General features: G+C 45.2%; 13 protein-coding genes. 11 read left to right on the top strand and 2 right to left on the bottom strand.

Annotation, left to right across the window (positions count from 1 at the left end; all coding sequences use genetic code 11):
* Positions 1-233 precede the first annotated feature (233 nt).
* From metK to ruvX, 8 genes are all read left to right on the top strand, one after another.
* Positions 234-1388, top strand: coding sequence for a methionine adenosyltransferase (metK, locus tag LYZ37_RS01795; protein WP_272786224.1), 1155 nt, complete (start codon positions 234-236; stop codon positions 1386-1388).
* A gap of 273 nt (positions 1389-1661) precedes the next feature.
* The gene (locus LYZ37_RS01790) at positions 1662-2459 is read left to right on the top strand and encodes a DUF2189 domain-containing protein (RefSeq protein WP_171326131.1); all 798 of its coding nucleotides are present in this window, start codon (positions 1662-1664) and stop codon (positions 2457-2459) included.
* A gap of 70 nt (positions 2460-2529) precedes the next feature.
* Positions 2530-3027 carry a SprT family zinc-dependent metalloprotease gene (locus tag LYZ37_RS01785; protein ID WP_272786223.1) on the top strand — a complete coding sequence of 166 codons (498 nt, stop codon included), beginning with the start codon at positions 2530-2532 and terminating at the stop codon, positions 3025-3027.
* A gap of 76 nt (positions 3028-3103) precedes the next feature.
* Entirely contained in the window at positions 3104-3805 is a 702-nt protein-coding gene (locus tag LYZ37_RS01780; protein ID WP_272786222.1) for an endonuclease, read from the top strand.
* A gap of 117 nt (positions 3806-3922) precedes the next feature.
* Entirely contained in the window at positions 3923-4654 is a 732-nt protein-coding gene (gene rsmE / locus LYZ37_RS01775) for a 16S rRNA (uracil(1498)-N(3))-methyltransferase (RefSeq protein ID WP_272786221.1), read from the top strand.
* 13 nt (positions 4655-4667) lie between these two features.
* A complete protein-coding gene (gene gshB / locus LYZ37_RS01770) occupies positions 4668-5615 on the top strand; it encodes a glutathione synthase (RefSeq protein WP_272786220.1) in 948 nt (315 codons plus the stop codon).
* Positions 5616-5667: 52 nt separating this feature from the next.
* A complete protein-coding gene (locus tag LYZ37_RS01765; protein WP_239854250.1) occupies positions 5668-6231 on the top strand; it encodes a YqgE/AlgH family protein in 564 nt (187 codons plus the stop codon).
* Between the two features lie 18 nt (positions 6232-6249).
* Entirely contained in the window at positions 6250-6675 is a 426-nt protein-coding gene (gene ruvX, locus LYZ37_RS01760) for a Holliday junction resolvase RuvX (RefSeq protein ID WP_045957217.1), read from the top strand.
* Between the two features lie 72 nt (positions 6676-6747).
* On the opposite strand, the gene LYZ37_RS01755 is transcribed toward ruvX, so the two are convergent.
* Both LYZ37_RS01755 and LYZ37_RS01750 read right to left on the bottom strand, forming a co-directional pair.
* The gene (locus LYZ37_RS01755; RefSeq protein WP_171326114.1) at positions 6748-7533 is read right to left on the bottom strand and encodes a DUF4198 domain-containing protein; all 786 of its coding nucleotides are present in this window, start codon (positions 7531-7533) and stop codon (positions 6748-6750) included.
* A gap of 25 nt (positions 7534-7558) precedes the next feature.
* Positions 7559-7870 carry a hypothetical protein gene (locus LYZ37_RS01750; protein WP_069667657.1) on the bottom strand — a complete coding sequence of 104 codons (312 nt, stop codon included), beginning with the start codon at positions 7868-7870 and terminating at the stop codon, positions 7559-7561.
* 219 nt (positions 7871-8089) lie between these two features.
* On the opposite strand from LYZ37_RS01750, the gene LYZ37_RS01745 reads away from it, so the two are divergent.
* The 3 genes from LYZ37_RS01745 to LYZ37_RS01735 are packed head-to-tail and all read left to right on the top strand — an operon-like array spanning position 8090 to position 11003.
* Positions 8090-8320: a FeoA family protein gene (locus tag LYZ37_RS01745; RefSeq protein WP_272786217.1), complete on the top strand. Its 231-nt coding sequence runs from the start codon at positions 8090-8092 to the stop codon at positions 8318-8320.
* A 23-nt stretch (positions 8321-8343) separates the two neighbouring features.
* Positions 8344-10845, top strand: a complete 2502-nt coding sequence (gene feoB, locus LYZ37_RS01740; protein ID WP_272786216.1) for a ferrous iron transport protein B — start codon at positions 8344-8346, stop codon at positions 10843-10845.
* A 2-nt stretch (positions 10846-10847) separates the two neighbouring features.
* Positions 10848-11003 carry a FeoB-associated Cys-rich membrane protein gene (locus tag LYZ37_RS01735; RefSeq protein WP_004742514.1) on the top strand — a complete coding sequence of 52 codons (156 nt, stop codon included), beginning with the start codon at positions 10848-10850 and terminating at the stop codon, positions 11001-11003.
* The last annotated feature ends 50 nt before the right edge of the window (positions 11004-11053 follow it).

The following is an 11053-nucleotide window of genomic DNA, read 5'->3' as shown; positions in this document are numbered from 1 at the left end:
CAAAAGCTCACAAATTTCCTCGCTTTCGCAACAAATCGATAAAAGTTACTAATATTTCGACCGATTAACGCAAACGTTTGGTTTTAGCAAATAACAAAAAAGAGCTTGTAATCCGAGCATTCAAAACTAAAATAGACGTCTAGATGTAGATACACCTACAGATATCAGTATTATTTATTAGTGCTCCCCCTTTGATAACGGAGCGCTCTCTAAAAATTTAAAGTGGAGCTCACATGGCTAAGCACCTGTTTACTTCTGAGTCTGTTTCAGAAGGTCATCCAGATAAAATTGCAGACCAAATTTCTGATGCAGTCCTTGATGCGATTCTAGAGCAAGACCCAAAAGCACGTGTTGCTTGTGAAACTTACGTAAAAACCGGCATGGTGATGGTTGGTGGTGAAATCACGACTTCAGCATGGGTAGATATCGAAGAGCTAACTCGCCAGACAGTTCGTGAAATTGGTTATGTTCACTCTGACATGGGTTTCGATGCTGACTCTTGTGCGGTTCTAAACACCATCGGTAAGCAATCACCAGACATCAACCAAGGTGTTGATAAAGCTGACCCTAAAGAGCAAGGCGCTGGTGACCAAGGTATCATGTTCGGTTACGCGACCAACGAAACTGACATCCTAATGCCAGCTCCGATTACTTACTCTCACCTTCTTGTTCAAAAGCAAGCTGAAGTACGTAAAAACGGTACACTGCCATGGTTACGCCCTGACGCTAAGTCTCAGGTAACTTTCCAGTACGACCAAGGTAAGATTGTTGGTATTGATGCAGTTGTTCTTTCTACTCAGCACTGTGATTCAATCTCGACTCCTGACCTACGTGAAGCAGTAATGGAAGAGATCATCAAACCTGTACTGCCTTCTGAGTGGATCAATAAAGAGACTAACTTCTTCATCAACCCAACCGGTCGTTTTGTAATCGGTGGCCCTATGGGTGACTGTGGTCTAACTGGTCGTAAGATCATCGTTGATACCTACGGCGGTGCGGCTCGTCACGGTGGTGGTGCTTTCTCTGGTAAAGATCCATCAAAAGTTGACCGTTCTGCAGCATACGCTGCACGCTACGTTGCGAAAAACATCGTTGCAGCAGGCATGGCTGACCGTTGTGAGATCCAACTGTCTTACGCTATCGGTGTTGCTGATCCAACTTCTATCATGGTTGAGACGTTTGGTACTGAGAAAGTATCTCACGACATCATCATCGAAGCTGTACGTCAAAACTTCGATCTACGCCCATACGGTCTGCAAGAGATGCTGAACCTGCTTCAGCCTATCTACAAGAAGACTGCAGCATACGGCCACTTCGGTCGCGAAGAGTTCCCGTGGGAAGCGACAGATAAAGCAGCTCTACTGCGCGAGTTCGCTGGTCTGAAGTAATCTTTGATTACACTATAAAAATATTAAGAACGTCTGGATTACCAGACGTTCTTTTTTTATGCGCAAAAAAACATCAAGAAATTTGTATTTTTTTGCCATGCGGTCAATAGTTAAAAATATGTTAACGAACAAATCGCACAGCGACTTTGCTTCGTAAACTGTTTAACTGATGCGCCGCTTACATTATTAGAGGTCGCCAAGCCGGGCATCGAGTTTCGTTCGCTGTCGCTCACACAAGCACAGTGCAGGTAGAGAATCGATCAAGGAGGATGTATGCCTCGTACGGTGAATCCACACGACTTCGATGACAAGAACAAAGAAGTCAAAGACTCAGAATACGCCCGCACAATTCCGTGCAATCAGGTCAGTATTTCTGCCCCATTCCACTGGTTATCGCTCGGTCTTCATGACTTTGTCCGAATGCCACTGATCAGCGCCTTTTACGGTTTGTGCTTTATGGCTGCCGCAATAGGTATTGTTTTACTTGTCCAATGGCAGGGCACTCACTTAGTCGTGATGCCAAGTCTCGTTGTGTATATGCTTATTGGTCCTTTCTTAGCGCTTGGTCTTTATGATGCGAGCTGGGAAAGAGAAAAAGGCCACCACGCGAGCCTACTTCACTCAATGAAGGCAATTGGCCGTAACTCCACTTCCCAATGGGCATTTGCCGTGTTGCTAGCGGTCTGTATGATCTTCTGGATGAGAATCGCTGCCTTATTGCACGCTTTATACCCTTCGGTTCAAGGTGCACCACTAACAGAATTTATGCCTTTCTTAGTCATAGGTTCACTGGTCGGTTTCGTTCTAGCATGTGTTGTATTCAGTATCTCAGCGTTCTCCATTCCATTAATGATGGAGCGCCGAGTTGATATGATGACTGCGGTTTTCTCAAGCTTCAATGCAGTGAAATCGAATATACCAGCCATGATTGTCTGGGCTGCCCTCATTTGTGGCGGCATTTTAGTGGGCTTTGCGACCTACGGAATCGGAATGCTGTTTACCATGCCAATTCTTGGTTATGGTACTTGGCATGCTTATCACGAAACGATCAAGAAAAAGCATCACCCATAAGTCGCGCTCTACGCTGAAGCAGTATATGATTCGCCTCTAACTATAGAGGCGTTTTTATTTGGAGTGTGCGTTGGACTTGGAACTTGAATACCGGGCAAATAAGGTCATGGCTGACTGTATCCAGACCGCATCACATACCTTTAAGCGCTCATTTCCTCTCCCGCAATTAAGCTTCAATCTACGCGGCAAAGCGGCGGGTAAAGCCTACTTGCAACTGAATGAGATTCGCCTCAACCCAATTTTGTTCACAGAGAATCAGCAAGTATTTTTAGCGGAAGTTATCCCGCATGAAGTTGCTCATCTGATTACCTACCAAGTCTATGGCCGCGTTCGACCACATGGTAAAGAGTGGCAAGGGGTCATGGAATCAGTATTTAACGTGCCAGCTCGCACCACCCACAGCTTCGAAATAACATCAGTGCAAGGGAAAACTTTTGAGTACGACTGTGGCTGTAGCACTTATCCGTTATCCATTCGTCGCCATAATAAAGTATTACGTAATCAAGCAAGTTATCGCTGCCAGCAGTGCCAGCAACCACTCCACTTTACCGGCAAGCAACTGTCATAATTAAGTAGAGCATCATTAATTTAAGTTGGATTTGCGTGTTAAACTGTAGTTATTACTACTTTTCTAACCCTCAATCATGAACAAATCTCTGTGGTTATCTGCTATCGGCTTGTTGTGCACTGCTGTTGTACATGCTGCGCCCCCTTCATCTTTCTCTAAGGCCAAAAAAGAAGCGGTAAAGATATACGCTGACCATCCAACCAGTTTTTATTGCGGCTGCAATATTTCATGGCAAGGTCGCAAAGGAATACCTGACTTAGAATCATGTGGCTATCAAGTGCGTAAACAGCAAAAGCGAGCATCACGCATTGAGTGGGAACATGTTGTTCCGGCTTGGCAATTTGGTCACCAACGTCAATGTTGGCAAAATGGTGGACGTAAAAACTGTACTAAGAATGATAAAGCCTTCCGTATGATGGAAGCGGATTTACACAACCTGACTCCTGCGATTGGTGAAGTTAACGGTGACCGTTCTAACTATAACTTCAGTCAGTGGAATGGTGTCGATGGCGTAAGCTATGGTCGCTGTGAAATGCAGGTCAACTTTAAGCAGCGTAAGGTGATGCCACCGGATCGCGCTAAGGGGTCCATTGCCCGTACCTATCTGTACATGAGCCAAGAGTATGGCTTTCGCCTCTCTAAGCAGCAAACACAGTTGATGCATGCGTGGAATAAACAGTTTCCGGTCGACCACTGGGAATGCGAACGTGAGCAGCGCATCTTCAAAGTTCAAGGCAATCACAATCCATTTGTGCATCAAGCTTGCCAAGCGTTATAAGTTAGCTCAAAAGAGTTTCTGGTAATTAATTGGAAACTCTTTCTAACCCTTGTTTTTTAAACCTAAAGCATCCATGTTAGAGAGAACTTCAAATCTCTTGTTGGAAATCGAGACACCATGCGAATCCCACGAATTTACCACCCAGAAGCCATTTCTCAGTTAGGCTCTTTGCTGCTCAGTGATGACGCTGCTGGCCATATAGGCCGCGTGCTGCGCATGAAGGAAGGACAAGATATTTTACTGTTTGATGGTAGTGGTGCTGAGTTTCCAGCAACCATTGCGAATGTTTCGAAGAAATCAGTAGAAGTCGACGTCACGGAGCGTATCGAACGTAGCTCTGAATCACCGCTCGACCTACACCTTGGTCAAGTCATTTCACGTGGTGACAAAATGGAGTTCACCATTCAAAAATCTGTTGAGCTGGGTGTAAACACCATTACTCCCCTCATATCAGAACGTTGTGGCGTTAAGCTTGATCAAAAGCGTTTTGAAAAAAAGCTCGCTCAATGGCAAAAAATTGCTATTAGTGCTTGCGAGCAATGCGGTCGTAACACCGTACCTGAAATTCGCCCAATTATGCAGCTTGAAGAGTGGTGTGCTGAAGAGTATGACGGCTTGAAACTCAACCTTCATCCTCGCGCAAAATACTCCATCAATACCCTACCGGCACCTGTTGAAAAAGTGCGTCTATTGATTGGCCCTGAAGGTGGACTATCCGCAGAAGAAATCGGCATGACTGAAGAATACAAATTTGAAGAGACGCTGCTTGGCCCGCGCGTATTGCGTACAGAAACAGCGGCTCTCACTGCAATCACAGCCTTGCAAGTTCGTTTCGGCGATCTTGGTTAAACGGAGAAAATACATGATCAAATTAGGTATCGTAATGGACCCAATCTCGTCCATTAACATCAAAAAAGACTCTAGCTTTGCCATGATGCTTGAAGCGCAGCGCCGCGGCTACGAAATTCACTACATGGAAATGCACGACCTACATCTAGATCAAGGTGTAGCCATCGCAGATACCAAAGTCGTTGAGCTAAAAGAAGATCCAAACGGGTGGTATGAGTTCAAGTCGGAGCAAACTATTGAACTGTCTGAATTAGATGCCGTTTTGATGCGTAAGGATCCTCCGTTTGATACTGAGTACATCTACGCGACATACATTCTAGAGCGCGCTGAAGAGCAAGGCACTTTGATCGTCAACAAGCCGCAAAGCCTACGTGACTGTAATGAAAAGCTATTCACGGCTTGGTTCCCTGAGCTCACTCCGACCACGATTGTGACGCGTAAAGCAGATAAGATTAAAGCTTTCCGCGAAGAGCATGGTGATGTGATCCTTAAGCCTCTTGATGGAATGGGGGGCGCTTCGATCTTCCGTGTTACAGAGAAGGATCCTAACGTTTCGGTGATCATTGAAACCTTGACCAATCATGGTCAAAACTACGCAATGGCACAGACTTTCGTTCCTGATATCAGCAATGGCGACAAGCGTATTCTTGTGGTTGATGGCGAACCAATGCCTTACTGCTTAGCGCGAATTCCAGCCAAAGGTGAAACTCGCGGTAACTTAGCAGCAGGTGGCACAGGTGAAGCTCGACCACTTAGTGAGACAGATAAAAAGATCGCTGAGGCTGTAGCGCCTACACTTAAAGAAAAAGGACTGATCTTTGTTGGTCTCGACGTTATTGGTGACAAGCTGACAGAAATTAATGTAACAAGCCCAACATGTATTCGTGAAATCGAGGCTGCATTCGATGTGTCAATTACAGGCAAGCTAATGGATGCCATTGAGCGCCGCTTAAAAGCCTAATCATATTTGGGCAACGCTATTGGTTGCCCTTCTTTTGTAAGTGGGAGTCTTTATGAATTTAACCAACCATTTTTTAGTGGCAATGCCGGGGATGAAAGATCCCTACTTCCAGCGCAGTGTTATCTATGTGTGCGAGCACAATGAAGATGGCGCGATGGGTTTAATGATTAATGCTCCTATCGATATCACCATAGGTAAAATGTTGGAGCGAGTCGATGTAGAGCCCTCTCACCCTAAGCTTGTGACCGAGAGTTTAGACAAGCCAGTGCTTAACGGCGGCCCGGTCTCTGAAGATCGCGGTTTCATTCTTCATCAGCCTAAAGATGAATATGAATCAAGCATCAAGATGACGGAGAATATCTCTGTCACCACCTCTAAAGATATTCTTGGCGTACTTGGAACAGAGGCTGAGCCAAACCACTATATCGTCGCTTTAGGTTATTCAGGTTGGGAAGCAGGTCAGCTAGAAATTGAGCTCTCTGAAAACTCTTGGTTAACCGTAGAAGCGGATCCAAACGTGATGTTCGATACACCAATCAATGAACGCTGGCAGAAAGCGGTACAAATGCTTGGTATTGACGTCTCGCAACTCTCAAGTGATATCGGCCACGCATAACAAAAAAGATACCTGTTTATGTCTAGAACAATTATGGCCTTTGATTTCGGCACCAAAAGCATTGGTAGTGCGATTGGACAAGAGATCACAGGCACAGCTTCACCACTAAAAGCATTTAAAGCCAATGATGGCATTCCAAACTGGGATGATATTGAGAAACAGATTAAAGAGTGGCAACCCAATTTACTGGTTGTTGGCTTACCTACCGATCTGTATGGCAAAGATTTAGAAACCATTACGCCTAGAGCAAAAAAGTTCGCCAACCGCCTGCATGGACGATTTGGTCTGCCTGTTGAACTCCATGACGAAAGGCTCTCTACCATGGAAGCACGCGCTGATCTGTTCGAGATGGGCGGCTATAAAGCCTTGAGCAAAGGCAATGTTGATTGCCAATCTGCGGTAGTCATTTTAGAAAGTTGGTTTGAAGCCCAGTGGGGTGAGTAATTACTTACACTTAGTTGAGACTAAACGACAAAAGCTGGCACCACTGCCAGCTTTGTTTTTATATCGAGTGGTTTATAGATCTTGTGCTTCAATCCAAAGTACTGCGTCTTGCGACAGCTCTTTACCTTTAAACTCGGTATCTGGACCAGAACCTAGACAAGCGAAGCCCCACTTGCCAGCCGTTGGGATGCCGAAAGTGAACATACCGTTGTCATCTGTAATCGCAACGATAGCAGAAGCTGGAGTCGCACGGTGAGTGTCTTTACCAAACGCATTGGCTTTAGTATCGATATCAGTGTTTAGGAATTCAATCTCACACTCAACGCCAGCTGCTGGCTTACCCTCAGATAGAAGTTGACCAGTGAATGTGCTGCCCGCAAACACTTGATAAGGCTTGTTCTTAGGAACGATTTCTGTCTTAAGGCCTAGAGGCTCTTCCCAACCTGTTGGCATTGCACCTTTGTTGATGTAGCGTTTAGTGATCTGTTGGATATAAATGTCTTCGCCACCTTCATAATAAGGTGCTGGTACTAGACCAAAGATGTAATCGCCGTTACGACGGATTTTGTAGTCTACCTTGTATGCATCGGCTTTGTTATCGTGACCAGCCCAAGAGATTTTCTTCAAATCTTTTAGTAGATCTGTCTTCTCACCTTTGAAGCTAACAAAGAACTCTTCTGGTTGACCCATGTCCATCACGTGACCATTTTCCATCGGGTGACCAAACACAAGTTTCATGTCAACAGTTGCTGGTTTTTCAAGCTGAGAAGTTGGTGTATACATCAATTGAAAGTGCGCTTGAGAAACTGCGGATAAAGAGAGTGCTGCCATACCAACAGCTAAAGATAGCTTTTTCATTTTTTATTTCCCTAAATACAAATAACTATTCAACAATATCTTTGCCATCGACTTCGATGGAATGTCCTGGGCCTGCATTAAACAAAACTTTATAAGCACCTTGTGGCTTATTAAATTCAATTTCACCGTCTTCGTTTATTTCACTTTTAATTAGCTCTGTTCCTGAGCCATCCACGACTAAAATTTCTACGCCAGCCGCTGATGAACCATCAGAGAAACCACCTTCACAAAGAATGGTGTTATCACCAAAGTCATAACAGGAAAATAGAGGGGTATGGGCAAACGCCAAGCTAGGTAAGGCGGTGCTAGCCAATAACAACAGGGTTGATTTTTTCATTGCTAATTCCATTTTGAGCTTACGCAAATAGACAGATATTGAGACTTGCTCTCAATTTGATGAAGGGAAGACTAACGATCTATTTATTTAAATGAAAGTGAGAATGATTCTTAACTGCGCCTTCATTGATTTAAATCATATTTAGTGGAGTTATTTTTGATTTAACAAAACGGATATTGATTACAATCTTGAGACGAAAAACAACTCGGTGTGTTCTTTATGGAAACCACTCTAAGCCAATTACCAATTAAGGCGCATGCGACTATCACAGATCACATGTCTTATGGCGCGATTCGCCAACGCTTACTGGATTTAGGACTTATTCCACAGACCAAGATTGAATTTGTACGCAAGGCACCACTAGGCGACCCACTTGAGTTTCGCGTCGGTGCCACTAGCGTCGTGATCAGAACAACAGAAGCAGACACTGTAATCGTGCGTTTAGATTAAGCGCAGGCAGTGAGGACAGAGTAATGCAACGGACAAAAGTACTATTAGCTGGTCAACAAAATGCCGGCAAATCGACCATTTTTAACATGCTGACAGGGGCAAGACAGCACGTAGCCAACTACCCCGGAGTGACCGTAGACAAGAAAACGGGCTACTTCTCTAACGATAACGGCGCTTATCAGCTCATCGACTTACCTGGCACCTATAGCTTAAGCTGCTTTTCACTTGAAGAAAGGGTCGCTCGCGACGCATTACGAAACGAAGCGGCAGATGTGGTCTTGAATGTTGTTGATTCCGCCAACCTTAATCGCTCTTTGCATCTAACCATGCAGTTACTTGAGATGGAGCTCCCACTCGTACTCGCTCTCAACATGATGGATGTCGCACAAGCCGAAGGAATTACTATCGACTCACATTCTTTAAGTCAGGAACTCGGAGTCCCTGTCGTTGAATGTATAGGGCGAAAAAGTAAAGGAGTAGAAGGCATCACGACTGCGTTAGTAGAGGCCCAAATTGGCTCAACACCTGTTGAATATCCTCTCTTAGAGCCAGAACTTATCTCTTTAACCCAGTGGATAGATTCCTATATTGAGCCACAGACCTACAGCACCCGCTGGCTTGCTCTACGACTACTTGAACGTGATAGCCACATCGGAAAGTGGTTAGAAGATTTGATGCCCGAGCCACAGCTTAAGCAGCTAAGCGCTAGAGTTGAACAACACTTAGACAAAATTACACAGACATTGAGTGGGACCATCAGCGATTATATCGTCGCTCAGCGCCATCAGCGTGTATCAACAATTATTGAGCGCTGCACAACTCAATCCCAACACCAAAGCAATCAGCTTTCACTCACGGATAAAATCGATAAAGTAGTCCTGAATAAGTTCGGCGCCCCACTGTTCTTAATTGCCACTGTGTTCATCATTTACCAGAGCTCTATCGTCTACGGCTATGAACTGACCAACTATTGGTGGCCTTACCTTGCTGCATTTCGTGAGTTGGTGGCAAGCCTACTTCCTGAAGCGGGCTTCTTACACGACCCTTATGTTCGCTCACTAGGGCTATGGATCGTCGATTCAGCCAACACTCTACTCAACTACATCCCGATCTTTTTGATCCTTTTTGCCCTAATCGCAATATTGGAAGACTCGGGGTATATGGCTCGAATCGCGTTTATTTCTGACCGAGTTTTGAACCGATTTGGCCTTCATGGGCAAAGCACTCTACCGATGATTTTAGCCGGCGTATTTGCCGGAGGGTGCGCAGTACCCGGCGTTATGGCAACCAAAGGGATACCGGATAACCGAGCCCGTATCGCGACCATCTTAACGGTTCCTTATATGAACTGTTTGGCTAAAGTTCCCCTGTATACACTACTGCTCGGTATTTTCTTTGTTGAAGATAAGTCATTGATGACATTTTATATTTCAACCATTTCCATTATCGCTGCGCTGCTAGTGGCAAAACTGCTAACTAAATCGGTACTGCGTCGTACCGAGCAAGCGCCCTTTGTCATGGAACTGCCACGCTACAACCTGCCAACAGCTCGCAGTGTCGTGACTCGGGCGATGGAGCGAACTTGGATGTACATTCGCAAAGTCGGGACCATAGTGCTTGCGGTTTCAACCGTCATCTTCGTTCTGCTCCAGTTCCCAGGAGTTTCAGAACAAGAGCTCAATGACTACCAACTACGCGCAGAAAAAGCAGTAGTTCAATTCCAAAAAGCAGCCAACAAAACACAATATGCTGATGCTTTTGACCAACATACTTTGACGGATCTGGTCAATTTCTACACCGACTATCGTCAAGCGAAACTGAATGCCAAAGGCGCACAAGCGTCACAGAAGGTAAATGCCGATTTTCAAGCTCGCAATGAGCTCTACTTTGCGATTACTGCTCGTAAGGGTGATAAAGATGCCAAGAAGCTTAACAAACCATTGCGCAAGCTTGCTTCCGAACGTAAGAAAATTCGTCGCGAAATGAAAGAGCGACGCTTAGAAGCTTCCTTACTGGGTAGTTTTGGTCGCTCCATTGAACCTGTGACGCAATTTGCTGGTTTTGATTGGAAAATCAACGTCGCGCTGTTCTCTTCCTTTGCAGCACGCGAAAGCAGTGTCGCAACCTTAGGCGTACTGTTTCAACCTGAAGAGGACAGTAATCAAAAGCTTGAGCAACGAATGGCAGAATCAGATGAACTGGCGGGCCATGGTGAGGTTGCAGCAGTGGCACTTATTCTGTTCTTCATTCTTTACCCGCCTTGCCTAGCGACAGTAATGATGATTAAGGTCCAAACCGGTCAGTATAAATGGCTGTTGCTATCGATTTTCTTACCCACTTTACTCGGTTTTACAGTCGCAACAGCGGTGTACACCATTGGGACTCGTTTTGCACTCAGTGGCATTCAAGTCATGTCGCTGACTTACTTCTCCGCTCTATTGGCATTACTCATGGTAGGTTTACGCGATAGTGCGCAACAAAAAAAGCAGGGTAAGCCGATCCCAATTCAGATGATTGAGAAATAGCCATGTATCAACAAAACGTAGAAATGTGGGACATCCTGACCCTAGTGGTCGTTGTCGCCATCGCCGTGGGTTACCTCTACTTCCGTTTGGTGAAAAAGAAAGGCAGTTGTGGCAATGGATGTGGCGGTGACTGTGCCTCTCAAACTAAAAAGAAGTAACAAAATAAACGAGAAAACCCAGCCAGTACGGCTGGGTTTATTTTAATATC

Source organism: Vibrio tubiashii (assembly GCF_028551255.1).
In the GTDB taxonomy this organism is placed as follows: domain Bacteria; phylum Pseudomonadota; class Gammaproteobacteria; order Enterobacterales; family Vibrionaceae; genus Vibrio; species Vibrio tubiashii_B.
This window is presented reverse-complemented; position numbering and strand designations above follow the sequence as displayed.

Coding starts and splice junctions, on each gene's coding strand:
- ruvX (WP_045957217.1), top strand. CDS start 6,250: ATGTCTAGAACAATTATGGCCTTTGATTTCGGCACCAAAAGCATTGGT.
- LYZ37_RS01765 (WP_239854250.1), top strand. CDS start 5,668: ATGAATTTAACCAACCATTTTTTAGTGGCAATGCCGGGGATGAAAGAT.
- LYZ37_RS01745 (WP_272786217.1), top strand. CDS start 8,090: ATGGAAACCACTCTAAGCCAATTACCAATTAAGGCGCATGCGACTATC.
- LYZ37_RS01735 (WP_004742514.1), top strand. CDS start 10,848: ATGTATCAACAAAACGTAGAAATGTGGGACATCCTGACCCTAGTGGTC.
- LYZ37_RS01750 (WP_069667657.1), bottom strand. CDS start 7,870: ATGAAAAAATCAACCCTGTTGTTATTGGCTAGCACCGCCTTACCTAGC.
- feoB (WP_272786216.1), top strand. CDS start 8,344: ATGCAACGGACAAAAGTACTATTAGCTGGTCAACAAAATGCCGGCAAA.
- gshB (WP_272786220.1), top strand. CDS start 4,668: ATGATCAAATTAGGTATCGTAATGGACCCAATCTCGTCCATTAACATC.
- LYZ37_RS01780 (WP_272786222.1), top strand. CDS start 3,104: ATGAACAAATCTCTGTGGTTATCTGCTATCGGCTTGTTGTGCACTGCT.
- rsmE (WP_272786221.1), top strand. CDS start 3,923: ATGCGAATCCCACGAATTTACCACCCAGAAGCCATTTCTCAGTTAGGC.
- LYZ37_RS01790 (WP_171326131.1), top strand. CDS start 1,662: ATGCCTCGTACGGTGAATCCACACGACTTCGATGACAAGAACAAAGAA.
- metK (WP_272786224.1), top strand. CDS start 234: ATGGCTAAGCACCTGTTTACTTCTGAGTCTGTTTCAGAAGGTCATCCA.
- LYZ37_RS01755 (WP_171326114.1), bottom strand. CDS start 7,533: ATGAAAAAGCTATCTTTAGCTGTTGGTATGGCAGCACTCTCTTTATCC.